Origin of the sequence: Nocardia pneumoniae NBRC 100136, from assembly GCF_000308755.1 — a bacterium.
GTDB classification, from domain to species: Bacteria; Actinomycetota; Actinomycetes; order Mycobacteriales; family Mycobacteriaceae; genus Nocardia; species Nocardia pneumoniae.
The window spans coordinates 1-25440 of sequence record NZ_BAGF01000038.1; the positions used below are offsets into that span (position 1 = coordinate 1).

Genomic DNA, 25440 nt, shown 5'->3' on the forward strand with positions numbered 1-25440 from the left:
CTTGAGCGCGGACGGCGCCGGCGAAGTAGCGGAAGTGATCGACCGCCAACGGCAGGTCGGCGGCCAGCGTTTCGCGCACCGGCTTGCCGTTCTCCCAGGTCTCGGCGACCGCGAGCGCCTCGAGGTTGTCCTCGATCCGGTCGGCGATCTTGTTGAGGATGTTGGCCCGTTCGGTCGTCGATGTCGCGCCCCAGGCGTCGGCGGCCTGGTGCGCGGCGTCCAACGCCAGGTCGATGTCGGCGGCCGAGGACCGCGCCACCTCGCAGAACGTCTGTCCGTCCACCGGGGAGGGATTCTCGAAGTAGCGGCCCTCGACGGGGGCGGTCCATTCGCCGCCGATGAAGTTCTCGTAACGGGCGGCAAAGCTGACGATGCTGCCCTCGGCACCAGGCTTGGTGTAGATCATGACGCGTGCTCCTCGCTGAGTACTGAGGCGTATGCCACACGACGGCAAAGTCGTGATGCGACTCACTTTGGGTGGCGAGGGTTGGCAGAAGGTTGCGCGATCAACCGGACGTCAGGCGCGCAGCGCCGTGTGCAACCGCGCGGCGGCCACCGCGCGGCGGGCGTCCGTGCCGGGCAGCAGCCGCAGCGCGTGCTCATGCACCTCGATATCGTCGAGTGCCCGCTCGCCGTAGCGCAGCGCGTGCTCGACGTTGTCGCTGGCCAGGACGGCGGTGCGTACGCCGACTTCCAGGTATTCACGCCACTCCACGATGCCGGGCGTATCCGATTCGGGCAGCAACGGTCCGCGATACAGCTGCACGGCGGTCGTCGTATCCCCGGCTTCGAGCGCGGCCAGCAGATCCACCGCATCGCACGACAGCGGGGTCATCAGCTGGTACACGCGGTTGGCGATCTCGCCGCCGGTGGTTCGCCGCAGGTGCGACACGTCCGCCTTGAGCGTGCTCGAACTGGCCGGACGGTCGCCGTAGATGGCCAGATGCAGCCGCTCGGGAGTAAAGCCGTCGGGTTCCAACGCGAGCAGTACCAGAATCTCCAACTGGCGTCGCCGCAACCGGATCTGTTGTCCGTCACGGACCAGCCGGGCGGCTCCCAGGCAACTGAGCCGAAGACCTGAGTCGGTGTGCGTCATGCTGGCGCGCAACTGGGTTTCGATGGCGCTGACCAGCGTCCGGACCGTGGACATGGCCAGCGGATGGGACCGGTCCCAGGTGGAGGACAGATCGAGCACGCCGAGTTGACGTCCGTCGGCCGCCCGGATCGGCGCGCAGTAACAGACCCAGCCGTGCAAGGCGGCGACCAGATGCTCGGCCGAGAAAACGGTGCTCGGCTGCCCGGTGCGCAGGGCGAGCGAGAGGGCGTTGGTGCCCATATGGGCCTCGTCCCACCGGCCGCCCGGGGCGAACCCCACCTGTTCGGCCCGACGGCGCATGACGGCCCCTCCATAGGACCAGAGGATGGTGCCGGAATCATCGGTCACCGCAGCCACGTAGCCCGCGTCGTTGGCGATGCTGTGCAGTTGCTCGGACAGTTCGGTCACCGGAGCGCGCAACGGCGACTCGACCCACCGCGAGCCGACATCGGAGGAATCCGCAGGCGCGCAATCGAGCGCTGGATCTACAGTACGAAGGGAGCGCCGCCAGGATTGGGCGACTTCGCTGCGCAGGCTGGAATTGCTGGCGCGCGCCGTAAGAGGATGCGCTGCTCCCGGCACCCATCGAGCCCATTCCTTCTCCAAAGCAGCTCGCTGCTCCGAGAGAGTAGTGAAGTGCGCCATCTCGCTGGTCCGTGTCTTCCTCATCACATTCACCGACAACCCCATCTTTGCGCGGCGCATGCTCGCGCGCCAGCACTTCTGTGACCTGCGCAACCTGTCGCCAACCTTTTCCGCCGACACTCCCCGCCATGGACGACCTCACCACCACCCCGCCTTTCCAACCGGTGCGCAGCCGCACGGGTGTGGCCGCGGAGCTGTACGAACATGCCCAACTGGATTGGGAGGGCTTCTGGGCGCAGCAGGCCGACCGCCTGCACTGGCACACCAAGTGGCACACCGTACTGGACTGGTCCACGGCGCCGTTCGCGACCTGGTTCGGTGGGGGCACGCTGAATGTCGCGCACAACTGTGTGGACCGGCACGTCGACGCGGGGCACGGCGATCAGGTAGCCATCCATTGGGTGGGGGAACCCGGCGACACCCGCGACCTGACCTATGCCGATCTCCGCAGCGCGGTGTGCGCGGCCGCGAACGCGCTTGCCTCGCTCGGCCTGCAGCCGGGTGATCGTGTCGCCGTCCAGCTGCCGATGATTCCCGAGGCGATCATCACGATGCTCGCCTGCGCCCGGCTCGGTCTGGTGCACAGCGTCGTGTTCGCCGGCTTCTCGCCGACGGCGTTGCGGGCCCGCGTCGATGACGCGCAGGCGCGGGTGGTGATCACCGCCGACGGACAATACCGTCGCGGTCGCGCCGTTCCGATGAAGCGGAACGTGGACGAGGCGCTGGCCGGAGCGGCGAGTGTCGAGAAGGTGATCGTCGTGCGGCGCACCGGGGGCGACCTGGCCGGTGAGGTGCCATGGACACCTGGTCGCGATGTGTGGTGGCACGACTTGATGAGCGGGCAGTCCGACGAGCATCGCTGCGAAGCCTTCGACGCCGAGCATCCGCTGTTCATCCTGTACACCTCGGGCACTACCGGGAAACCGAAAGGCATCCTGCACACCTCGGGCGGCTACCTGGTGCAGGCCGCTTATTCGCATGAGGTGGCCTTCGACCACCAGCCAGGCCGGGACGTGTACTGGTGCACCGCCGATATCGGCTGGGTGACCGGCCATTCCTATCTCGTCTACGGGCCGTTGGCCAACCGGGCCACCCAGGTCGTCTACGAGGGAACGCCGAACACCCCGCACGAGGGCAGGCATTGGGAGATCATCGAGAAGTACGGCGTCTCCATCTACTACACCGCGCCCACGCTGATCCGCACCTTCATGAAGTGGGGAGACGACATTCCGGCGAAATACGATCTGTCCACTCTTCGGGTGCTCGGCAGTGTCGGCGAGCCGATCAATCCCGAAGCCTGGCTCTGGTACCGCGACCACATCGGCGCCGGGCGTGCACCCATCGTGGACACCTGGTGGCAGACCGAGACCGGTGCGATCATGGTCGCCCCGGTTCCCGGTGTTCGTCCCCCGAAGCCGGGTTCCGCCCAACGGCCGCTGCCGGGGATATCGGCGCGGGTGGTCGACGATCAGGGTGTGGAGGTCGCTCGTGGAGAGAGCGGCTATCTGGTGTTGACCAAGCCCTGGCCGTCGATGGTGCGGGGCGTCTGGGGCGACGAAGAACGGTTCCGGAAGAACTATTGGGACCGGTTCGCCGCGCACGGCTACTACTTCGCCGGTGATGGGGCGAAATACGATGATGATGGCGACATCTGGGTGCTCGGTCGTACTGACGACGTCATGAACGTGTCCGGCCATCGCTTGTCGACTTCGGAAATCGAATCGGCACTGGTATCGCATCCGGCTGTCGCGGAGGCCGCGGTGGTCGGCGCCGCCGATCCGGTCACCGGCCAGCGCGTCGTCGCGTTCGTCGTCCTGCGGGACGACGCCGGTGAACTCGGCGGCGAGGAGCTGCGCAGGCATGTGGTCACCGCGATCGGGCCGATCGCCGCTCCGCGGCAGACGCTGATCGTCGCCGAACTCCCGAAAACGCGATCGGGCAAGATCGTGCGCCGCCTGCTCCGCGATATCGCCGAGGGTCACGACCTCGGCGAGACGACCACCCTCGCCGATCCTGCTGTGGTGCATCGGATCGCCGCGTCCTACCGGACCGACGGCAACTGAATCCATCGCTCTATTCACCTCGCACGCTGCCACGGGGCGGTCACGGCTGGATGTAGAGCCGTTCCGTGGGCAAGCGCGGGAACTCGGCTGTGTCCCTGGGACGCAGGATGGTTACGGTGCCACGCTCGCGAGCCGGCCATTCCTGCACGAACACCAGCGCCGCCGTCAAGCACGCCACGAAATCCAGCTGCTGGCAACCGAATACGATCCGCAAACACACGTCCGGTTCGTTCGGCAACGGAGAACGCCGCCCTCGGTGCAGGCGTTGCACGCGGAAACGCCGCTCATGGAGACTCATCGTTACGGCGTCTTCTGGTGAATCGCGGCGACAGCGGTACGAGGGTCCGGTGCCGAAGACATCCGGTCCATACCCCGAGCGAGTAGGCGGCATCGTCAGCGATACGCAGCGTCAGCCAGGCGGTACCGTGGCGGCCACCGACAGCTTCAGCAAGGCACACTCCGAGGCTCAGCAGCAGCACGCGCCGACCGGTCGGAGTGAGCAGCGCTAACGGCCACCAGGTACGGCGGACGGCGTCGGCCAGCGCCTGGCCTGCGCCGATGTGCGCTCCGCCGGTGACGGCCAGGGCCGCAGTGGCGGGAATACCGCGGAGCCGGCGCAGCGTCAGCGCCGCGGCGACCGCAGCGGCGGAAGCGGCCAGGATCGGGCGGCCGGTCACGGCCGAAGCCCAAGACAGCGCATGCAATGGGCTCAGCCGAGCACAGGCGAGCCGTTCCGGATGCCGGATCGCCAGCGGCGCGGCCGACGTCCCGTAATCGAACCGCTGCCGTAACCAGGCCCACACGCTGCGGCGTGGCGTGTGCCAGGTGACGGCGCTCGGCTGATAGCGGACCAGATGACCCGCGTCGGCGAGCCTCCAAACCAGATCGACATCCTCGCCGAAGCGCAGCCGCTCATCGAATCCACCGATCTGAGCCAATGCGTCGCGACGGACGACGAGCGCGGCGGCGGGAACATAGGCCACCCGGCTCATCGGCCGGACCACGGCGGGGTGTCGGCCCATATCCAGACTGGAACGGCCTTCTTCATAGCGGCTTACGGACCTGGCACCTGACGGGGCAGATTCCCCTGGCACGCGCTCGGTGCAACTGCGCACGCGAGGGGCCACGGCTGCGACCCTTGGATCGTCGAACAGCGGCAGTACAGCATCCAGCCAATCCGCTTCCGGAACGACATCGGAGTCGAGAAAGGCGACCAGATCGGTGCGAGCCCGACGCCAGCCGGTATTGCGGGCCGCGGCCGGACCATGCGGGGTGTGGTGGCGAATCGTCGCCTGCCCCAGGGCAATTTCCGATCCATCGTCCACAACGATGCGGTGGCGCAGTTCGCACGTCGCGTCGAGCAGTCGAGACAGACCGGCGGCGTTGTCTTTGACCGGCACGACGAGCGTGACATCGGCCGCGGTGTATGTCGCTGGACCGGGGACCGGATGCACGAGCCCCGCGCTGAGCAGATGCTGCAGCAACATCGCCGACCGCGCGTCGGCGCCGACCGGCGCACCGACGAGCCACCGGTCGACGCGACGCGCCCCATCCGCCGACAGCCGCACCAGACGCAATGGCGACCCACCGAGCAATACCCGGCCCGCCGCGTAACGGCGGACGCTGTGATCGAGAACGATTTCGGGCAACTCAGCCGCCCTCCGTTGACGCCGCCCGGCCATCTTCACATGCCTCGCCGGAATCCGTCCGGGATGAGCACGTCCTCTTGGTGCACCTCATGGATATCGGAACGGCCGAGACCATACAGCGTGGAGTCGATACCCTGCCGCAGTATTTCCAGCACATTGTGCACGCCGCGCTCACCGTTCGCGGCCATGCCCCACAGGTAGGGGCGGCCGATCATGACCGCGCGCGCACCGAGCGCGACGGCCTTGACCACATCGCTGCCGCGGCGGATCCCTCCATCGAGCAACACCTCCAGCTGATCGCCCACCGCCTCCACCACACCGGGCAGCGCTCGAATGGCTGCGGGTGTCGAATCGAGGTTGTTTCCGCCGTGGTTGGACACCGAAATGGCGGTGGCGCCGACGTCGACGGCTCGCCGCGCATCGTCGGCGCGCATGACGCCCTTGATCATCATCGGGCCGTCCCACTGCTCACGCAGCCACGCCAAGTCCTGCCATGTCGGGGGCGGCGTGCCCATCCACTCGCCATACGCGCCGAAGAACGTGGGGCCGCTTTCGCCTATCCCAACGAGATTCGGTGTGGTGAGGTCGGGCAGCGCGCCTGCGCGCAGGAATCGCCACAGCCATCCCGGCCGGACGACGACGCTCGGCGCGAACCGCAGCGCGGTTTTGACATCGATTCGTTCCGGCAGCGGAGGACTCCCCCAGTCGCGGGCGGTGGCGAACACCCAGTCCAACGTGACGATCAGCCCCTTGGCTCCCGCCCGTTTCGCCCGATCCAGGCGGGCCAGCATGGCATCCTTGCTGCCGAGCCAGTACACCTGGAAGAACACCTTGTCGTTGGCCTCGATAACGTCCTCGATCGGTTTGGAGGCGAACGACGACAGCCCCATCGCGGTGCCCGAGGCCGCGGCGGCCCGGGCGACACCGACCTCGCCGTGCGGGTCGACGGCCTGTACACCGGTGGGCGAGATGATCACCGGTAGCGAGATCTGCTGTTCCAGAACGCTCGTCGCCTGCGACCGGACAGCAGGGAGGTCGGCGATGCGCGGGCGAAAGCCGAGCTCGGCGAAGGCCGCGGTGTTATCGGCCAGCGTGACCCCGGCCTGCGAACCAGCCAACAGCGCGCGGTACACCGGCTCGGGCACACGCTTTTTCGCGCGTTCCTTGGCCTCGGCGACCGTTTCGAACCAGTCCTTCGTGCTTGCCATGAGAAATCCTTGTGTATCAGTGAATTCCGGAGATAGGGCTGGTGTCGCACGCCCGGTCCGGAACCGGAAAGCGCGCGGTGGGTATGCCGAGCGGGACCGATCCTGACCGGGCGGCCCTGCGGGAATGGTCCTTGTCGGGTCTCGGCACACCCCCCGCGCCGACGGCGGCGAACGCGGCTTCGGCGTTGCCTCGGACGCATTCCGGGTCCGGCCCATCCAGCGGCAACCCGGTGAAGAATTTCGCGGCCATGCACCCGCCTTGGCACGCGTCGAACGCAGGGCAGGCGGTGCAGCTTCCACCGGTCTGAGGTTGCCGCAACCGGGTGAAGAGCTCGGATGTGCCCCAGACCTTCTCGAAGCCGCCCGGATCGCGGACATTACCGGCGAGGAACTCGTCGTGAATAGCGAACGGACAGGCATAGACATCGCCGACCGGGTCGATCAGGCACACCACCCGTCCGGCGCCACACAGGTTCAAGCCAGGCAACGGCGTGGATCCGAGGGCGTTGAGATGAAAGAACGAGTCGCCGGTCAGCACGTTCGCGCCGTTGGCGATCAACCACTCGTAGATCTGCAACTGTTGGGCTGCGGTGGGATGCAGGTCGTCCCAGACATCGGCACCGCGGCCTGATGGACGCAGCCGGGTGATCCGCAGTTGCGCGCCGAACCGGTCCGCGAGCGTTGCGAACTCATCGAGTTGCGCGACATTGTGTCGGGTCATCACCACCGAGATCTTGAAATTCTGAAATCCCGCGTCGGCGAGGTTGGCCATCGCCCGATGAGCCATCGCGAACGACCCCCGGCCGCGCACGGCGTCGTTGACCTCCGCGGTGGCGCCGTCGATGGAGATCTGCACGTCTACGTAATCAGTGGCGGCCAGTCGTCGCGCCCGCTCCGGGGTGATCCGAACTCCATTGGTGGAGAACTTGACACCCACCCCGTGATCGATCGAGTAGTCGAGCAGTTCCCAGAAGTCGGGCCGCACCGTCGGCTCACCGCCGCCGATGTTGACATAGAACACCTGCATCCGTTGCAGATCATCAATGACGGTCTTGCATTCGGCTGTGCTGAGCTCGCGGGGATCGCGCCGACCTGACGAGGAAAGGCAATGCTCGCACGCCAGGTTGCAGGCGTAGGTGAGCTCCCAGGTCAAGCAGATCGGCGCGGCCAGACCATGTTTGAACTGCTCCACCAACCTCATCGGATTCCTCCTCTGCCGTTCGCTCACGCCTGCGAGCGAGCTTGAATCGTGCCCGCAGCGGCCAGGTCGGCCAGGGCGTTCAGATAGCGCGGTCTGTCCGTGCGCGGGACCTCGGCCGCCGCCAGCGCGGACGCCGCGTCGGTGTGGTCCGCCAACGTGCGGACCACCCGCACCAACGCGGGTGTCTTCAGAAATGACAGCCGGCGGGTGCCGTAGTCGTACAGCAGCGCCCCGAACGGCTCCGGCCGGACCGCCACCGACGGCGTGAGGCGGTATGGCCGGGTCGGGTCGAAGGGCGGGGTCTCAGTAGACACCGCACATGCCATCGATAGACACGTCCTCGACCAGCAGGTCCTGTTCGACCGTCTCATCGATCGAATGCTCGTTCATGGGGAAGCTCCTTTCATCGGTGGCCATCTATGACCGCGACCACGAAGCTAGGGGCATTCGGCACCGAAGAGAACGGCGTCGCGGCACAACCATCCGATCGCCACACCGAACTGCCCGGACGGAGAGGTTCGATGCCCGACGCCCGGTTCGGTCGTGATCGTCCTGGGGGCACCTGTCCGATCGGGTAGGTGCCCCCAGCACGATCGCAGGGTATGACCGCCCTCACATCGAGGACTAGCCTGGAGACGTTCGGCAGTGTCGCCGTATGTGGGCGAGTGAGGAGCAGTCGTGACGCAGTTGACCCGGCTGGCATCGGGTACGGCGCAGCGGCCCGCCGCGAAGACCGAGATCCTGCCTACCGGTCCGGGTGACGCGACAGCGGAGCTCACCGGTCCGCAGGCTCTGAAGACCGCCATGGGCGCGCCGCAGCTCGCCAAATTCCACACGCCCGAGGTCGTCTTCGGTCCCGGCGCACTGGCCGAACTCGGCCACTGCGCGCTGCGGGTGGGTGCGCGTCGCCCGTTCTTGGTCACGGACCCGGGAATCATCGAATCCGGCTGGGTCGCCGAGGCCACCCGCCATCTGCAGGAGGTCGGCTTGCAGCCGGCCCTGTGGTCGGCGATCACGCCCAATCCGAAAGATCACGAGATCGCCGCGGCATATGAGCAGTACCAGGCGACGGGCAGCGATGTGGTGATCGCCGTCGGCGGCGGCTCCTGTATCGACGCGGCCAAGGGCGTCGCGATTCTGGCCGGAAACGGCGGCGCCATCCTCGACTACGCGGGTGTCGACCACGTAGTGCGTCCCATCCCGCCGCTGGTAGTGGCTCCGTCGACCTCCGGCACCGGCGCTGATGTTTCGCAGTTCGCCATCGTCACCGACACGGCCCGGCACACCAAGATCACCATCATCAGCCGGACTCTGGTCCCGGACATCTCCATCGTCGATCCTCGACTGCTTATCACCATGCCCGATGAGTTGAACGCGGCCACCGGCCTGGACGCGCTGACCCACGCGATCGAGTCGTTCGTCTCCCGGGCGCACAACCGGCTCACCGATCACCACGCATTGCGCGCCGCGCACCTGATCACGAACAACCTGCAGCAGACCATGGCCCGGCCACGCCTCGCCGAGCCTCGGATCGCGATGGCTCACGGCGCGCTCGAAGCCGGCATGGCATTCACCAATGCCATCCTCGGCATCACCCACGCCATGAGCCACCAGGTGGGTGGACTGCTCGACGCGCCACATGGAGTGCTGAACGGGGTACTTCTGCCGCACTGCATCCGGTTCAATGCAGCGACAGATCCCACACCGTATGTTCCGTTGGCCGCGGCGGTGGGGATCGACGTTTCCGGCAGACCCGCCTCGGAGGTCGCCGAGCAACTGGCCGAGCGGGTGCGGCAGCTCGCGGACGACGTGGGAGTACCGAGTGGTCTCGCCGCACTCGGTGTCACCGCGGACGATATTCCGATCATGGCCAGAACGACACTGGATGATGCCTGCCTGGCGACCAATCCCCGCGATGCCGATGCCGCCGACATCGAGGCGTTGTTCCGCAGGGCGCTGTGAGGCGCACGATGACCGGATTCTCCAGCCCTGACCGCCCGAGCATCAGCAGCACAGCCACCGACCTGGGCGTCCTGACCGGCGTCCGCTCCGGAAAACGATCCTTCTATCCGGCGTACGTACGCTCGGCCGAGCGGCTGGAAAACGCGGTGCGCGCCCTCGACCGGATTTCGCGCGCGTTGGTGCGCACGGCTGAAGGGCCGCGCGGTCTCGTGGAGGCGGTGCTACAGGCAGCCGCCGACCATCTGCAGGCCGACTGGTTGCTGGTCACCCTGTCCGATGGCGCATTGCAAGCGGCCCGGCCGCGTTTCCTGCTGCTCGGCGGTAGCGGCCTGATCGAGGACGAGCGATTGGTGCCTGCGGACGTGCTGCCGCACCTGCGGGTGCTGCGCACCCGGCCGTGGGAAGCCGAGGACCTGGCCGATGGCGGTGTCGTGCGGGTCGCGATGACCTTGGACGGCGAACCGGTCGGCGGCATCGCCGGGCTGCCGGGCCGCGATGTCGAGATCGGCGACACCGATCTGGCGATTCTGCGCGTACTGGCGAACCAGGTCGCGGTGGCGTTGCACAACGCGTTCCTGCTGCACGACACCACCCGGCTGCGCGACCGCGCCGAGGAGCTCAGCGAGGCCACCGCTCAGCAGGCGCGCGATCTCGCCGCGCGCGACGCCGAGCTCGCCCATATCCAGCAGCGATTGGGCGATGCCATGCAGCGGCAGGCGCTCGACGACGAACGGCACCGCATCGCGCGCGAGCTGCACGACAGCGTCACCCAGGATGTGCTGTCGGCGGGAATGACCATCGAGATCTGCCGTTCCGAACTGGCGGCGTCGCGCGGCGAGCACGACGAAATCGTCGAAAAGCTCTCGGCCGCAAAGGATCTCACCCGACATGTGGTGGAGCGGCTGCGTGCGGCGATCTACGCGCTGCATCACGCCGCCGACGAGGCGCCGGGGGCACTGCCGATATTGCTCGAACGATTGTCCAGCGTGCACCTGCCCAGCGATCTGAAGGTGCAGGTCACCGTGATCGGTGACCCGGTACCGTTGTCCAGTGAAACGGAGCACTCGCTCCTGCGCATCACCGGCGAGGCGTTGTTCAACACCGTCTCACACAGCAACGCCTTCCGTGCGCACGTCCGCCTGCTCTATCACCCCGACCGGATTGTGCTCACCATTTCCGACGACGGCGACGGCGACCCCGCCCAACTGCGAAAGATGCTGAGGGTCACGGCGTCCACCAACCTGGCCGGCGCGCACCGGGGGCTCGCCAACATGCGCGCCCGAGCCGAGGAAATGGGCGGATCCATGTCCATCCGCCGGGCGCAACTCGGCGGAATCATGATCCGGTTCCAGATTCCGCTGCCGATCGCCACCGACGGAAGGACTCAGCGATGACCGTCAGCAGACCCGCCACAGCCTCGCACCCGCAGACGCGAGAACTGCGTATCGTCCTCGTCGACGATCACGCCATCGTCCGGCAGGGCCTGCGATCCATCCTCGAACGCGAACACGACATGCATGTCGTCGGCGAAGCCGCGACAGCCGCCGAGGCCATTTCGGTAGTGGCCGGACAGCGACCGGATATCGTGCTGCTCGACCTCAAACTGGGCACCGGTTCCGACACCGAGGGCCTCGAGGTGTGCTCCGAGCTCACCTCCCGTTTTCCCGACGCGGGAGTCCTCGTACTGACAACTTTCCTGGACGACGCGTTGGTGCTCGAGGCCGTCCATCGCGGCGCCAAGGGCTACGTCATCAAGGACGTCGACACCACCGCATTGGTCTCCTCCATCCGGGCCGTCGCCCGCGACGAAAGCGCTTTCGACCCGCGATCGGCCTCCGTGATGATGCGCACCATCCGGACCGCATCGGATGAACCGGCGCTGACCGACCGCGAGCACCGGGTCCTCGAACTGCTCGCCCAAGGCAAGAGCAACCGGGAAATCGGCGGCAAGCTCTTCATTTCGGAGACAACGGTCAAATTCCACGTCCGCAACATCATGCGCAAACTCTCGGCGTCCACTCGCGCGGGAGCCGTGTACGAGGCCAGCAAGATGGGGCTGATCTGACCGGCGCACCACGACGGCTGCCCCGCTCGCTACAGAAGAAGCCGAGCTGCTGCCACACCCGTACGTGGGCCGTCCGCCGAAACTCCTCGGCGTCGGCGCGCTGGCTGCCGGTCACCGCCCGAGGAACAATCGTTCGCAGGGCAGGCGCGGCAGCAGCCGGCAGTCCTCGATGGTGCTGCGAAGCAATTCGATTGTGCACCACCGATTACATCGCGCGCCTTCACCTGTCAGCAATCACAAATCCGCGCCACCCGGCGAGACAAGGATCTTGACGTTCTCCTCCTTGTTGCCGATCAGTTCGTCGAACCCCCGCCGCACGATATCGTCGAGCTGGATGCGGCCGGTGATGAACTGGTGTGGGTCGACCTTGCCGGTGGCTATCAGGTCGATGGTGGCGGGGTGGTCGCCGGCGTACGCGAGCGACCCGATCACGCTGACCTCGCCGAAGACCAAATCGTTCATGGCGACTCGCGCCTCATGACCCCAAATTGCCACGTTCACGCAGGTGCCGCCGGCGCGCGTGGATCGGATCGCCGACGCGAGCACCGCGTCGACTCCAGCGCATTCGAAGGTGATGTCCGCGCCGCGGCCATCGGTCAGGTCGAGGACCTGCTCGATGACGTCGCCGGCGGTCGGGTCGAGCACCTGATCGGCGCCCGCGAGCGCGGCCTTGGCCTTGCGCACCTCGGCCGGTTCGACGGTGATGACGTGATCGACGCCGACGGCGCGCAGCACCGCCGTGGTGACCAAGCCGATCGGCCCCGCACCGAAGACGAGCGCCGTGTCGCCGCCGGAAACACCCGACAACCGCACCGCGTGGTAGGCGACCGCAAGCGGCTCCACCAGCGCGCCCACATCGGTGCCCAGGTCGCCGAGCGGATGAATCCAGCGGCGATCGGCCACCACATAGCGGGCGAAGCCGCCACCGCGGCCGGAAAGCCCCACGAAACCCAGTGTGCGGCAGACGTTGTAGCGCCCGCGGCGGCATGCGTCGCAGCGACCGCAGACGATGTACGGTTCCACCACGACCCGGTCACCGACGCGCAGATCTTCCACCCCCTCCCCCAACTCGACCACTACACCGGCGAATTCGTGACCGAGGGTGATCGGGACCGTTTCGCCGGTGAGCGGGTGTGGTGTGGTCGCGGGTGGGGCGAAGATCGGTCCTTCCAGATACTCGTGCAGATCGGTGCCGCAGATGCCGCACCATTCGACCTCGACTTTCACCGTCCCTGGCCGGGTGGCCGGCTCCGGCACCTCCTCGACACGGACATCGCCGGGACCGTGGAAACGTGCTGCCCTCATTGATGGTTCTCCTTGGGATTCAATAAGTTGCAAGCCGGGCCGCCGAATACGGCGACCCGGCGGCGAAGACGGCTCAGCTCAGGTGGTGGACTTCCTGCAACCCGTAGACCGGAGTTGGCAGGCCCTCGTAGCGAGCCTTGAGCTGCAGCGCCAAATACAGTGAGTAATGGCGGGATTGGTGCAGGTTGCCGCCGTGGAACCACAGGCCATCCTGGTGGGTCGGCTTCCACATATTGCGCAGTTCACCTTCGAAGGGGCCGGGGTCCTTGGTGGTTCCGGAGCCGTAGCCCCAGCACTTGCCGACCTTGTCGGCGACGTCCTGGCCGATGAGGTCGGCGGCCCAGCCGTTCATCGAGCCGTATCCGGTGGCGTAGACGACGAGGTCGGCGGGCAGTTCAGTGCCGTCGTCGAGGATCACCGAGTGCTCGGTGAGTTCGCGCACCTCACCGTGCGCGAGCTTGATGTCGCCGTCGGCGACCAACTCCGAGGCGCCGACGTCGATGTAGTAGCCGGAGCCGCGGCGCAGGTACTTCATGAACAGGCCGGAGCCGTCGTCGCCCCAGTCGAGCTGGAAGCCGACGCGCTCGAGGCGGGCGTAGAAGTCGGCGTCGCGTTCGCGGATGGCGTCGTAGACGGGGATCTGGAACTGGTGCATGATCCGGTACGGCATGGACGCGAAGGTGAGGTCGGCCTTGTCGGTGGTCATGCCCGCGGCCAAGGCGCGATCGGAGTACAGGTCGCCCAGGCCCAGGTCCATCAGGGAGTCGGATTTGACGATGTGGGTCGAGGAGCGCTGCACCATCGTCACATCGGCGCCGGCTTCCCAGAGGGCGCCGCAGATGTCGTGCGCGGAGTTGTTGGAGCCGATGACGACGGCGCGCTTGCCGGCGTAGGCGTCGGGGCCGGGGTGCTGGCTGGAGTGGTGCTGGTCGCCCTGAAAGCGGTCCATGCCGGGGAAGTTCGGGATGTTGGGCTTGCCGGACATGCCGGTGGCCAGCACGAGGTGCTTGGGTCGCAGCACCATCGGTTCGCCGTCACGCTCGACATGGACGGTCCATTCCTGAGTCTGCTCGTCATAGGTGGCGCTGCGGCAGGTGGTCTTGGACCAGTACGGCACCTCCATGATCTTGGTGTACATCTCGAGCCAGTCGCCGATCTTGTCCTTCGGCGTGAACACCGGCCAGTTGTCGGGGAACGGCAGGTACGGCAGGTGGTCGTACCAGACGGGGTCGTGCAGGCACAGCGACTTGTAGCGTTTGCGCCACTGGTCGCCGGGCCGGTCGTGCTTGTCGATCACCAGCGCGGGCACGCCGAGCTGCCGCATCCGGGCGCCGAGCGCGATGCCGCCCTGACCGCCGCCGACCACCACCACGTATGGCTGCCGGGTGACGCCGAGCTCGCTCTCCTCCCGCGCCCGCTGCTCCGCCCAGGTGACACGGTTCCGGTTCGCACCATGCTCAGTGCCTTTGGGGCGACGCGGTCCTTTGTTCTCCTCGAAGCCGCGCAACTCGCGCAGCGAGGTGAGCAGCGTCCATGCGCCCTCGTCGGTGAGCCGCAGGTGGCCAACGCCGCGCCCGGTGGCGGTCTCGAACCCGATCCAGGCGGTGAGCACGCCGTCGGCCTCGGTGACCGGCTCGGTGGTGTGGAAGCCGCGCGGATCGGTGTCGTTGAGCCGCGCCCGCAGCATGTCGGCGACGCCGCCGCGGCCCTCCACGGTCTTGATGTTCCAGGTGAAGGCGACCAGATCACGCCAGAAGCTGTCCACGGCGAACATGCCCGCGGCTGATTCGATGTCGCGCGCCGCGAGCGCGGATTCGAACTCGCGCAACCAGGCGTCCACCCGCTGCTGCGGTCCGGCCGATTCCTCACGCGCCGCCGGTTCCAGTGTCCGAGTCACCGGATTCTCCTTCCCACAAAGGTTTGTGACCTACAGCACACGGCATATGAGTCGGAGTCACAATCGTTGCAAGACGTTGCATCTCGGTGAGGGTGCGATATTGGCTGCCGGGATCCTTGTCTGCGTCGGCGGACCTCGGACCACCGGCGGACGGGCATCATCAGCGAATTCAGTGCAGTCGCATCTAGGCTCGGCCCCCCGCTATACGCGTGACCGGTCCGGATGCACGACGCCGTCATCGGAGCGCGGCGCTCCCACTGCGACCGCGGTGGCGCGCGCTCCTGGCAACGCGTTTCGCGCCGCGGCAGTGACTCAGGATCGGCCCAACGCCTGGGCCATACGGTCACTGGACCAGGTCCAGCAACGTCGCCGCGAATCCCCGTTTGCCGAAGTCACGGCGAAATTCCCTGACTTCGCCGCCGCAGCGCAGATGATCACGGTGGTGACCGCCGCCGACGGGGTGGCGCTCTGACCCCGCCCTGTCATCACCGCACCGGTGGATACCGCAGTCCGTACTCGCGGAAGACGAACCGCTGGGGCATCAACACCCGTAGAAAGGCGCTCAGGCTACGCCTTCCCACCGACCCGGAGAGGGAAATGTGGCAGCTCTTCTCATTCTCTCGCGCCGGTCCGAAACGCTAGCTCACGAATGACTGGACTGGACTGGCGCGAACGCACTATCCACCGCGTCCGGCCCCGCTCCGAAACTCACCGTCATCTCCACCGCGGGCGCCAGCCGATACGGTCGATTCTCCACCACCGACCCCACCACCCGGCGCAACCGCGACAACTCCGCCCGCACCGCCACCGCATGATCGGGGTCGCCGTAGAGCGCCTCACTCAACGCCGTCACCGTCATCCCCGCCGTACCGCACCGGTGCAACAACAACAGGATCTCCGCATGCCGCGTAGAAAGAGTGCGCCGCCAGTCCGACTCACCCCGCGCCATCAGCACCGGTGCACCCGACAGATCCAGTGTCAGCCGGATTCTGTCGTCGGCCGAGCGTGGCCGCACCAACCATCCGCTGTTCAACGGCTTCGCCTCACACAATCCCAGCCCCGGGACGTGCACCGCCCGCACCGCATCCGGCACCGCGATCCGCCGGCCCGCCGCCACCCCGACCGCATGCGCCACCCACCCGTGCTCGTCCACCAGCAACGCGGGCCCGCTCAACGACGACAACGCCGGCATCGACGCCATCCGCAGCCGCTCCAGCCGCTCCTGCTGATGCCGCAGCAGCTGCCCCTCCGCCAGCCGCACCGCCGCCCCGATCAACGCCGTGATTGTCGGATGCAACGTCAACGCCGGACCGCTGACATCCACCACCCCGATCAACTCACCCGTGCGCGGATCGTGCACCGGCGCCGCCGTGCAATACCAGGGATGCTGTGACTGCTCGAAATGCTCCCCCGACACCAACTGCACCGGCTCGGCCTCCGCCAGCGCTGTGCCGATCGCGTTCGTGCCGACTGCCGACTCCGTCCACGTCGCCCCCTCCTGAAAACCCAGCCCGTCCGCGCGATGACGCACCTTCGCCGACCCGGCGCGCCAGAGCACGATGCCGTCCGCGTCGGTCACTACCATGATCATCTGCGCCGCGTCGGCGACACTGTCGATCAGCTGCGTTATCCCACCGATAACCGAACTCAACGGCGACTCCCGGCGCCGACGCTCCACCTCCGAGGGCGGCAACACCGTGCGCGCGTTCACCCGGTCCGGCACCAGACCCGCCGCCAGCACCCGCGCCCATGACCGCGCCACCACCGTGCGCGGCCGCAACGGCGAACGACCGCCGCCGATCACCGCATCGTGCATGCGCACCAGGTCACGGGCATAGCGGGGAAGATCCGTCCCCGGAGTGATCGCGTTGAATTCGCCCATCGTGCCTGTCCGCTCTTTGCTCCCGAGTTGCGCCGCACGCGACACAACCCCCCCCGCTCCTGTACGCGCGACCATCGATGATGCAACGCCTTACAACATCGTGACTCGATTTCCCGGCCGCGTGTTATAGATCACACAACACCGGATCGGCGACGTCAAGACGACCAAAACCCACGTCATCGGTCTCGGCGCTGGGCTGAACGCTGAACGCATGCCGCGCGCACTGCCGCCTGCACCTAGAGCCGCCATCCACTGGCCTGCGGTACTGATCCGCATAGCTGGGCACCTCCGCGCGAAGCACAACTACCGACCGCGTCGCAGCCCGTGCGACATCGCGATGAACTCGCACGTAACCGGCGCGTCCGGTAGCTCGGCGCCTGCAGCAACCAGCGGTTCTTTCCGGAGCTGAGACCGGCACCCTGCCAACCGCAGCGATCGCCGCGGCACCTGTAACCTGTCGGCACCCCGAGCCCGGTTTCCACCGCAGGAGATCGCGCCCACCCTGGCAACGAGCGATCCGCCAGGCCTGGCTTACCGACCAGATCGGTGCCGTGCACGCCGCCACGCGACACCTACGGCGCTCCGCGGGTGCACGCCGAACTCACCCCTCCGTATCAGCATCGGATATAGCCAGGTCGAGTTGTCGATCGCGCGTACAGGGATCGGGCCTCGTGAATTTCTTCTGGTGGCGCGGCCTCGCTCGCGACACCATGGCCGCCCGAGCCCCGACTATCCCGTTGCCAGTCCCTGGACCGCCTGCGGCGGTGGCCGCGAACGCGCTACCGAGGACCAGGCTGATCAGCCCTGAGACCAAAACCGCTGTGGCGCCTTTCCGACCCTTCCGGTGCCGACGCGACCGACGCGGACGAGCCTTCGCCCGCCCCCGAGCAGACCGACGGCCTTGGCATGGTCGTAGGTAAGGTACCGGCTCACGTCGGTGAAGTACTGATTCGACGCGCTCAGAGGGCCTTTGGTGGCCTCGTCATAGCCGTTGGCCACGATCTTGACGAACTCGTCGCGATCGAGGGCCACCTGCAGCGCCTGGCGGACCAGCACATCCTCGAGAAACTTCGAGGAGGAGTTCACCGGCAGCTCGGTCCCGGTCGCGAGATCGAGCCTCTTTGAGATGGTGAGACCGCCCACGAACCCGATGCCGAAAGTCGGCTGATTTAGCCGATCGCCACCGGCACTCGGTCTCGCGGCAACTCGTCGCGGACGATGGCGAAGGCTCCAACGCTCTCGCCTGTAGAGCTTGACTGGCTGGCAAACACTTTGCGCACGCCCGAGCGGCCAATTTACTGGACGTCTTCGTGGGTCGTGATCAGTCAGCACCGCGAATCTTCACGTGGTTCTCGTCGCTGTTGGCTGACATGGCATTCGGCAGGCCAGCTGCCGGGTCGGGTGTTTCGTTCGATATCGGCAAGCGTCGCGCGGGCAGCGTCCAGGCTGATCTGGAGTCTTTGGACTTCGCCGAGCCAGGGTCTGTCAGTCATCCGCGCAGAGGAGCCGCCCGCGGCATTCTCGACTTCCTTGATCGCCAAGTGAAGCTGCTATGCAGCGATAACTGTGGACAGCGGATGCGCGCGTGCCCGGCTGGCTGTTTTCGGCGAATGTACTTTTCTGGCAGCGCTACTGGCGCTTGTGCTGACGCAGATAACAACTCCGGTTTGGGTGACGGCACTGGTCACTGGAGTCGCCCTTGGGTGGAGTCGGCCGCGCGTCGTGGACCGGCTGGCGGGCTCACGGCGCCGGTGCGAGTGGCGCGGATCCGTTGGGACGGACGTAGCATTGACTGCACCGGCTTTGGTTGACCCGCGGGGTTGATGGGTTCAGGCCGCGAGTAAATGCACCCAAACTGGGTGTCTTCCAAGCATTGACGGGCACCACGACCGGACGCAATGCTTTACGCGTGGCGAGTAAACAAGATTGCGCACCGCATACCGGCGAGGACTCCCCCGAATCGACGCCCGATCAGAGAAATACGCTCCGCACGGGACCTCGGTCCGTGGAACGTCGCAACCTATCCACCGAAACCGGGTACTTCGCTCAGACGCATTGCAGCGAAATGGACTTAAGCAAATCTGTAGCAGCGGGCGTCTGCCGCAGGGGCGTGTCCGAAGGAGGCCGCAAACGAGAGAAATGTGTATGGTGATGGCATGTGCACACTAGTGGTGCACATCTGCTGCAATTCCGGTGTACGACTCCCCTCCGGACACCGTTTTGACATGCGTCCTCCGCAAATTTGCAGAGGATGCATTCTTTCTTGGGATGTGGACGGTGCTCGGAGGGGTTCCGGACACCGTCGATCTGCAAATTTGCGCAGGTGGCCCGTTAAAAGGCGTAAACGGTGACACGGGTGAGTGAGTACTCGCGGCGGCCGTCGTCCTGGACACCGGTCAGCCTGTTGGCGCACTTGGGTCAGTCACTCGACCAGTAGCACCGTGCCGAACTCGGCCTCGTGTTCGGTCTCGACGACCTTCAACGCCTCATCGATCCCGACACGGTCGATCAGGCCGGATCGTCGCTTTGGCGTTGACCCTGACCGCAGCCGGCTACGGATTCGCCGGGTGGGCCGTTGTCGGTGCCGTCGCCGCTGCGGCGCTGGTTGGCCCAGGCATCGCGTGGATACTGCTCGAGCACCGGCGGTCAACGCCAAGGAAGGCCTGGCTCTCACTGGTCAGCGGGGGCACTGATACCAAGCCGTCCTGATCCGCTGGGCCCTACGACAGCGCTATCGCGTGCGGGCCCGGCCTGCGATGCGGAGCCCGACCGCCACCGGGACGGCAGCGAGGTCGGGCGCCGTACGCAGCTGGGTGACGGCGTGTCCGAGGATCCGCTGCCGCAGGGCGGGCGAACACGCGCCTGGCGGCCCAGCCCTGGCCAGAAGCGAGAAACCTCACCCGATGAGTACGAACCGCCCATCACAGGCTATTGTTGATCGAGTGCGTGACCTGTCACGCCAAGCGTCGTAGATCGCATTCGCTTCGCAACCAGCGCTTGCCGCATCCGCTCTTCTTACGGCGATCGATTTTGCCCATCGGCAATCTCGCCATTTCGTGCCCCCGGCGCGGACCCGGAAGGTCCGTAGACGGCTCGGCACCACCTGATGCCCGAAAGGCACCGCAACACCTATGAGTTCTGCTGACATCTCTTTTGCCGCGCTCGGCGTGAGCGCACCGCTGGTAAAGGCGTTGACTCGCGCCGGGATCACCGAACCTTTTCCGATACAGACCGACACCCTGCCCGATTCGCTGGCCGGACGCGACGTGCTGGGCCGTGGCCGGACCGGCAGCGGCAAGACGCTGGCCTTCGCCATTCCGATGGTCAACCGTCTCGGCGGCGGTCTCGCCGGTAGACGCGCACCGAGCCGCCCGACCGGCCTGGTGCTGGCGCCGACTCGGGAATTGGCCACCCAGATCGCGGCCGCGCTGGAACCCCTCACCGCGGCCTATCGCATGACCGTCACCACGATTTTCGGTGGGGTCTCGCAGAACCGGCAGGTCCGGGCCCTGCGCGCCGGTGTCGACATTGTCGTCGCCTGCCCCGGCCGGCTCGAGGATCTGATGAACCAACGTCTGATCTCCCTGGATGCCGTCGAGGTCACCGTTATCGACGAGGCCGACCACATGGCCGACCTCGGGTTCCTGCCAGGCGTGACCCGCATTCTCGCGGCCACCCCGAACCACGGTCAGCGCCTGCTGTTCTCGGCCACCCTGGACAACGGCGTCAACAAGCTGGTCAGCCGCTTCCTGCCGGATGCCAAGCTGCATACGGTCGATGAGGCGAACTCCCCGGTCGCCGCCATGACCCATCACGTTTTCGAAACCGCGAGCGTCGAAGCCAAGCGCGAGGTCGTACACCGGCTCGCTTCGGGCTCGGGTCGGCGAATCCTGTTCATGCGCACCAAACATCAGGCTCGCAAACTGGCCAAGCAGCTGACCCTCGCCGGAATCCCGGCCGTCGATCTGCACGGCAACCTCTCGCAGGGCGCCCGCGACCGCAACCTCGCGGTCTTCGCCGCCGGCGATGCCCTGGTGCTGGTGGCCACCGATGTGGCCGCGCGCGGCGTGCACGTCGACGATGTCGAGCTGGTCGTGCACGTGGACCCGCCCGCCGAACACAAGGCCTACCTGCACCGTTCAGGCCGTACCGCGCGGGCCGGCAACTCCGGTGAAGTGATCACCCTGGTGCTGCCCGGCGAACGACGCGACCTGGCCGACCTCATGCGCAAGGCCAAGATCACCGTGACCCCGCAACGGGTCACCGCCGATTCGCCTGTGGTGGCCGAGCTCGTCGGCACGACCGCCCGATTCATCGCGCCCTCCTACCGCGAGCGGGCGGCACATGAAGATGACCGCCGCAGCAGCAGACCGTACCGCAGCAGTGGCGGACCGCGCCAAGGCAGCGGCCGTCGCAACGGCAATGCGGCCCAAGGGCAGTCGCGCACCAAGCCGCGCGCTCACTCCGCCCGCGGAACGGCCACATAGGGCCCGTTATTCGGTCGCTCCCCAGACAAGCCCATGCCGAGATCGCCGAGGCGCTGAGCATCGCCGGCGAATCCTTTCTATCAAGTGCGAAAGCCGTTTTAATCTGGCGGGGCTTGATGGAGCGCAGAAGCGAAGAGTGCGAGCGGCAGGCGCGAATCAATGCGGTACTGGCGGGCAGTAGAGTACTTCAGATCCCAAGAAGGGGATTTGTGCGATCTACCACGGACGCCCGTTGCCCTGGAAGCATGGGGCATTGGCCCTTCGAAAAATAGGATATGGCGGCACAGTGTGTACGCTGGGGTTTTTCGACGTGACCAAGGCCGGACCGCGGGTGTCGGCGTGGGTGCAATCATCGGTCGCCGTCCGATCACTGCTCCCCGCGCGGATTACTGAGCCGTCTCGGGGCGTGCGGCCGCCGACTCCATGAGTGCTGCCGCCCTGTTGGTGAGATCGTCGTGGACATCGGTTGCACGCCCTGGTCGAGTTCTCGCCGGCATCTCAGTTCTTCGGCGCGGGGTTGATTGTGTCACCGTCCCAGCTCAGATCCGATTCCTCGGCGATCCCGAAGGCCTCGAAACGATCGTCGGCCAGGACCGCGTCGATCAGAGCCCGTGAGCCGGCGACGATCGTGGAGTCGAAGTCGATCTCGCTGGCCACGACCCATGCGTGGTCGGCGGGCCAGAGCAGCTGGGGCGTCACTCCGGGGAAGTCGGTCGTCCATCCCAGGCCCGCCGCATGCACCCAACTGGGGTCGGCGAGTTCGGAGAGGCTGGTGTCGAACAGCATGAAATCGCGTCCCGGCCACCGCAGGAAAGGCCCTGCCTCAACCGCCCATCTGACCTGCGGCGCGACAGAGGCAGCCAGCTCGGCGTCGATTCGAGCTCGCTCGCGTTCGAGGTTCTGCGGATCGCCGTCGGCGGACGCGACGAACACCGCACTCGAGGATGTGTTCAGCTGGCCGAATCCATTCCAAACGCCAGCCGTCACCTCTTCCGGTGCCTCGGTGGCCGCGCGAAGGTGGACAGTGAGCGCGGCCAGCAGGCATGGGTCGAACCACCCCTCGACGGTCTGGTCGACTTCCCAGCCGTCGTCGAACGACATCGCCGCTTCGTCCTCATCGTCGGTGAGGTTGCGCCACTGCACCAGCGGATGCATCACTCTGCCGTTGCGCACGGCAACCTCGGCCCACGGCCACATCGCCTCCTCCACGATCTCGGGATTGCCCCACTCGTCGGTGACCGTGACGTCGCGGCGGGTCGCCTCAACCGGGTGCAGGATCCGCGCATAAGCCTCGAAGCCGGTACCAGCGACGCCGCCGACCCCGTGTTCGCCGACGCGCGCCAGCAGCCACCCACCACGCTCGAAATCCGTTGTGAACTCCACCCAGCCAGCCTAGTGAGCCACGCCTGCCGGGCAGCTCTGTCTCTGGCGTCAGCTCCGTCAGGATCACTGGACTGACTATCCTGTCCATCGCCGGTGATGCGACGTTCGATTCGAACTACAAGCCGCCAGCCAATGCGTATGACCCCAAACGGCCGAAGGCTGATGGAAGGGTGTGGGTACCGACCGGCCAGGGTTCGACAGCGCACGGCGGCCCGCACTGGGACGTGCAAGAGAAGAAAGGTGGTTATCCGAACGTGTATCCGGGCGGGAAGTCGCGATGAACAGCACCGGCACCGTGGTCATCGAGGCCGCCGACGTCACCTACTATTCGCCGCAAGACGAGGCGGCGTTCTTCGGATGGCTCGACAATATCTCCTGCGTCGAGTCGTACCACGGACGAGTGCGCACCTTGTACCTCACCGTCGATCTCAACGCCGTCGATGAAGACGGGTTGCGCGAAATCGTCGCGCTTTACCGCAGATACAGCATCGACCTGAAGGAGTTACGAGTCCTGGCCGCGGACCGGGTCGGCCCCTGGTTCAGCCACCCCGATCGCTGGTGGCACGAGGAAGTCTTCGGGTAGGACACTCCGAGCCGGTCGTCGGCTTGGGAATGCCTTCTGTATCGAAGCCGCCATAAGGGTCACATCATTCGATCCGAAACGCACGTCTGTCAGGGCACTTACGCGAGGGTCTGTACCTGTCGTCGACGAAGCACGTGTCGTAGTGGTCCACTCCCCCTCCAGACACGAAAAACACGCATTCAGTGCATCAATGCACTGTATGCGTGTTTCTTTATTGCTCGAAGTGTGTGTTCTCACACATGCTCGGGGCTTTTGCGCCCTGTTGAGGGCATGGATGCCCGCTTTGGGTGTTTGAAGTCTTGCCCGGACACGTTCGCGAAGTCGGCAAGCGGTTAGTCGCCATCGGGCCGTGTTCGATGGGGGGTTTGTATCGGTTGACCAGGTTTGCCGGGTGCCTGGATGCTGGAGGAGCGCTGCTTGTCGGTGGCAGCGCCGTGGGGGATTCATCCGATGATCTCGGTCGACGAGGAGACGCGTGAACTGGCCAGTCGATTCCCGAATGTACGGTGGCATGAGCTCGAATCCCGCCGATCCCGTCACCGCCCAGCAGCCTGTGTTCCGCCCGTTCCGGAAGCCGGGACCACCTGTTGCGCCCGAGGACGCTGCGGCGATGTACACGCCGACCCGGCCGCGAGTGGCCGCGCGGCCGACGAGCCCGGCGACCGGGACCTGCCGGATCACCGGCTCGCACCGCCCTCGGTGATCTATTGTTGGACTGCTCGACAACCGCTCTTCTTGTCGGAACAGGGTGGTGGTCAACCTGATTCATTCTGAATACGGAGCCGGAGGCGGGCGTGAGACGATGGGCAGCGGGGGCGATAGGGCTGGTGGCCGCGGTCACGGTGATCGAATGCGGCGGGCCGGCACAGGCGGCTGATCCCGTCTTCTTCAACTACCGAGGGTTGAACTGCGCGGTCTCGTCCGACGGCCTACTGGGTTGTGACCTACCGGACGGGTTGGTAGTGACGCAGCGGCCGGGGTTCCTGCCGTCCGGCAGCGCGGAGGGTCTGTCCTTGCCGGTGCCGGGGCGGCAGATCACGCAGGACGTGGTGGGTGGACCGATGCACGGGGCATCCCTTCCGGGAACACCGTTCACCCTCGCGGGCGGTAATCCGCCCCCGGTGCGCGGTCCGAACGGCTGCCCGGGACAGGCTTGTACGCCTAATCCGCCCATCCTCGGAACCCAGGTCGTGTGCGGCGACGGCCATTACATGGCCGCCGGCTGCGTCAACGGGGACGGTCATGGGTTCTCGCTGTCACAACCTGGCCGAGTCTACGTGTACTGAAGTTCACGACCTGACGCATGCTCAGCGGGCCAGTCGGCGGGCACCAACGGGCGAGTGGGGTTGGGCAGCAGGTGGTTTCATGTGCGGCTGTGCGTGATCAGGGCGTTGTGGAGTACGGCCGGTTTCCGGTGTTGTCGCTGATGCAGCATCAAGAGCGACGGCTTGCGCCGCGGCTGCGATCAGCACGGCGTCGCCCTCGGCTACCGGCCGCCGGGCACCCGCACCGGTTCGACGCCGGCCCAGTCGATCTCGCTGTACCATCGCGGCGGGTGCATAGCCGCTACCTGCGCCGTTTGGCCGACACCGCGATCGACTGCTTGGTCCGATTCCACGAATACGGCGACGCGATCCGGTGGCAGCCGATCGCCACTGCCCTGATGAACCGCCTGCTCGGCCACGTCAGGCACCGCGGTGCCCGCACGGCCACCGATGAAGTACTGCGCTACCAAGACGGTAGGCCAGTTGATCTCGCCCGCTACCAATACCTCGTTCGCCGGTTCCGTTGTGAACTCTCCTGGGCTGACGAGCTCCAAGTGAACATGGACTGGATCTGTCAGACCACAGAGGCGTTCGTCGAGAAGCAATTCGGGCGTCGCACTGCGAGCCTGTTCAAACGCGGACCCAGACGTATCGACAACCACGAACACCGCGATCCGTACGATCCCAGGCGCATAGCCCAAGTGGCTGAGGTGTTGGTCGCACTCACCGGCGCGCCTCACCCCTTGCCC

The 25440-nt window shown here is 66.4% G+C and carries 23 protein-coding genes and 1 pseudogene; 9 read left to right on the forward strand and 15 right to left on the reverse strand.

The window, feature by feature from the left end; translation table 11 throughout:
• Both ON34_RS10460 and ON34_RS10465 read right to left on the reverse strand, forming a co-directional pair.
• A partial coding sequence (locus ON34_RS10460) for an aldehyde dehydrogenase family protein (protein ID WP_040777659.1) occupies window positions 1-406 on the reverse strand: 406 nt, incomplete at its 3' end.
• Window positions 407-517: 111 nt separating this feature from the next.
• Window positions 518-1765 carry a transcriptional regulator gene (locus ON34_RS10465; RefSeq protein ID WP_245547971.1) on the reverse strand — a complete coding sequence of 416 codons (1248 nt, stop codon included), beginning with the start codon at window positions 1763-1765 and terminating at the stop codon, window positions 518-520.
• A gap of 104 nt (window positions 1766-1869) precedes the next feature.
• Here ON34_RS10465 and acs point away from each other — a divergent pair, with 104 nt between their 5' ends.
• Window positions 1870-3804, forward strand: coding sequence for an acetate--CoA ligase (gene acs, locus ON34_RS10470; protein WP_040777662.1), 1935 nt, complete (start codon window positions 1870-1872; stop codon window positions 3802-3804).
• 40 nt (window positions 3805-3844) lie between these two features.
• On the opposite strand, the gene ON34_RS10475 is transcribed toward acs, so the two are convergent.
• The 6 genes from ON34_RS10475 to mftA all read right to left on the reverse strand — a co-directional run bounded on the left by ON34_RS10475 (window position 3845) and on the right by mftA (window position 8279).
• Window positions 3845-4024 carry a hypothetical protein gene (locus ON34_RS10475; RefSeq protein ID WP_157172249.1) on the reverse strand — a complete coding sequence of 60 codons (180 nt, stop codon included), beginning with the start codon at window positions 4022-4024 and terminating at the stop codon, window positions 3845-3847.
• Window positions 4025-4088: 64 nt separating this feature from the next.
• Window positions 4089-5453, reverse strand: a complete 1365-nt coding sequence (gene mftF / locus ON34_RS10480) for a mycofactocin biosynthesis glycosyltransferase MftF (RefSeq protein ID WP_040777668.1) — start codon at window positions 5451-5453, stop codon at window positions 4089-4091.
• Between the two features lie 35 nt (window positions 5454-5488).
• The gene (gene mftD, locus ON34_RS10485; protein WP_040777671.1) at window positions 5489-6661 is read right to left on the reverse strand and encodes a pre-mycofactocin synthase MftD; all 1173 of its coding nucleotides are present in this window, start codon (window positions 6659-6661) and stop codon (window positions 5489-5491) included.
• Between the two features lie 16 nt (window positions 6662-6677).
• Entirely contained in the window at window positions 6678-7862 is a 1185-nt protein-coding gene (mftC, locus tag ON34_RS10490; protein ID WP_040777674.1) for a mycofactocin radical SAM maturase, read from the reverse strand.
• 23 nt (window positions 7863-7885) lie between these two features.
• Entirely contained in the window at window positions 7886-8176 is a 291-nt protein-coding gene (gene mftB, locus ON34_RS10495) for a mycofactocin biosynthesis chaperone MftB (RefSeq protein WP_245547972.1), read from the reverse strand.
• On the reverse strand, window positions 8166-8279 hold the full coding sequence (gene mftA, locus ON34_RS34150; protein WP_083887503.1) for a mycofactocin precursor MftA: 114 nt from the start codon (window positions 8277-8279) through the stop codon (window positions 8166-8168). Before mftA ends, mftB begins: the two co-directional genes overlap by 11 nt.
• Before the next feature lie 387 nt (window positions 8280-8666).
• Between mftA and ON34_RS10500 the strand changes: the two genes are divergently transcribed.
• The 3 genes from ON34_RS10500 to ON34_RS10510 are packed head-to-tail and all read left to right on the forward strand — an operon-like array spanning window position 8667 to window position 11889.
• Complete coding sequence (locus ON34_RS10500) at window positions 8667-9824, forward strand: iron-containing alcohol dehydrogenase (RefSeq protein ID WP_083889298.1); 1158 nt, start codon at window positions 8667-8669, stop codon at window positions 9822-9824.
• A gap of 8 nt (window positions 9825-9832) precedes the next feature.
• Window positions 9833-11218, forward strand: a complete 1386-nt coding sequence (locus ON34_RS10505) for a MadS family sensor histidine kinase (protein WP_040777680.1) — start codon at window positions 9833-9835, stop codon at window positions 11216-11218.
• Complete coding sequence (locus ON34_RS10510; RefSeq protein WP_040777682.1) at window positions 11215-11889, forward strand: MadR family response regulator transcription factor; 675 nt, start codon at window positions 11215-11217, stop codon at window positions 11887-11889. The genes ON34_RS10505 and ON34_RS10510 overlap by 4 nt, the downstream gene beginning before the upstream one ends.
• 234 nt (window positions 11890-12123) lie before the next feature.
• Here ON34_RS10510 and ON34_RS10515 read toward each other — a convergent pair whose 3' ends face one another.
• Entirely contained in the window at window positions 12124-13194 is a 1071-nt protein-coding gene (locus ON34_RS10515) for a 2,3-butanediol dehydrogenase (protein ID WP_040777685.1), read from the reverse strand.
• A gap of 73 nt (window positions 13195-13267) precedes the next feature.
• Window positions 13268-15091 carry an NAD(P)/FAD-dependent oxidoreductase gene (locus ON34_RS10520; RefSeq protein WP_040777688.1) on the reverse strand — a complete coding sequence of 608 codons (1824 nt, stop codon included), beginning with the start codon at window positions 15089-15091 and terminating at the stop codon, window positions 13268-13270.
• A 307-nt stretch (window positions 15092-15398) separates the two neighbouring features.
• Between ON34_RS10520 and ON34_RS10525 the strand changes: the two genes are divergently transcribed.
• A complete protein-coding gene (locus ON34_RS10525) occupies window positions 15399-15563 on the forward strand; it encodes a hypothetical protein (RefSeq protein WP_157172250.1) in 165 nt (54 codons plus the stop codon).
• 171 nt (window positions 15564-15734) lie between these two features.
• On the opposite strand, the gene ON34_RS10530 is transcribed toward ON34_RS10525, so the two are convergent.
• The 3 genes and pseudogenes from ON34_RS10530 to ON34_RS38305 all read right to left on the reverse strand — a co-directional run bounded on the left by ON34_RS10530 (window position 15735) and on the right by ON34_RS38305 (window position 18305).
• Entirely contained in the window at window positions 15735-16973 is a 1239-nt protein-coding gene (locus ON34_RS10530) for a GAF domain-containing protein (RefSeq protein ID WP_040777731.1), read from the reverse strand.
• A 601-nt stretch (window positions 16974-17574) separates the two neighbouring features.
• A pseudogene (locus ON34_RS37490) lies at window positions 17575-17796 on the reverse strand (DUF6223 family protein); the annotation flags it as partial.
• The gene (locus tag ON34_RS38305) at window positions 17772-18305 is read right to left on the reverse strand and encodes an ABC transporter substrate-binding protein (RefSeq protein WP_083889296.1); all 534 of its coding nucleotides are present in this window, start codon (window positions 18303-18305) and stop codon (window positions 17772-17774) included. The pseudogene ON34_RS37490 and the gene ON34_RS38305, both read right to left, overlap by 25 nt.
• 1799 nt (window positions 18306-20104) lie before the next feature.
• Between ON34_RS38305 and ON34_RS10545 the strand changes: the two genes are divergently transcribed.
• Window positions 20105-21460: a DEAD/DEAH box helicase gene (locus tag ON34_RS10545; protein WP_040777697.1), complete on the forward strand. Its 1356-nt coding sequence runs from the start codon at window positions 20105-20107 to the stop codon at window positions 21458-21460.
• A 498-nt stretch (window positions 21461-21958) separates the two neighbouring features.
• On the opposite strand, the gene ON34_RS10550 is transcribed toward ON34_RS10545, so the two are convergent.
• On the reverse strand, window positions 21959-22843 hold the full coding sequence (locus tag ON34_RS10550) for a hypothetical protein (protein WP_040777700.1): 885 nt from the start codon (window positions 22841-22843) through the stop codon (window positions 21959-21961).
• An 86-nt stretch (window positions 22844-22929) separates the two neighbouring features.
• On the opposite strand from ON34_RS10550, the gene ON34_RS38050 reads away from it, so the two are divergent.
• The 3 genes from ON34_RS38050 to ON34_RS35945 all read left to right on the forward strand — a co-directional run bounded on the left by ON34_RS38050 (window position 22930) and on the right by ON34_RS35945 (window position 24712).
• On the forward strand, window positions 22930-23124 hold the full coding sequence (locus tag ON34_RS38050; protein ID WP_281032443.1) for a polymorphic toxin type 37 domain-containing protein: 195 nt from the start codon (window positions 22930-22932) through the stop codon (window positions 23122-23124).
• Entirely contained in the window at window positions 23121-23426 is a 306-nt protein-coding gene (locus ON34_RS10555; RefSeq protein WP_040777705.1) for a hypothetical protein, read from the forward strand. Before ON34_RS38050 ends, ON34_RS10555 begins: the two co-directional genes overlap by 4 nt.
• Before the next feature lie 794 nt (window positions 23427-24220).
• Entirely contained in the window at window positions 24221-24712 is a 492-nt protein-coding gene (locus tag ON34_RS35945) for a hypothetical protein (protein WP_157172251.1), read from the forward strand.
• A gap of 200 nt (window positions 24713-24912) precedes the next feature.
• Here ON34_RS35945 and ON34_RS35950 read toward each other — a convergent pair whose 3' ends face one another.
• The gene (locus ON34_RS35950) at window positions 24913-25359 is read right to left on the reverse strand and encodes a hypothetical protein (protein ID WP_157172252.1); all 447 of its coding nucleotides are present in this window, start codon (window positions 25357-25359) and stop codon (window positions 24913-24915) included.
• Between the last annotated feature and the right edge of the window lie 81 nt (window positions 25360-25440).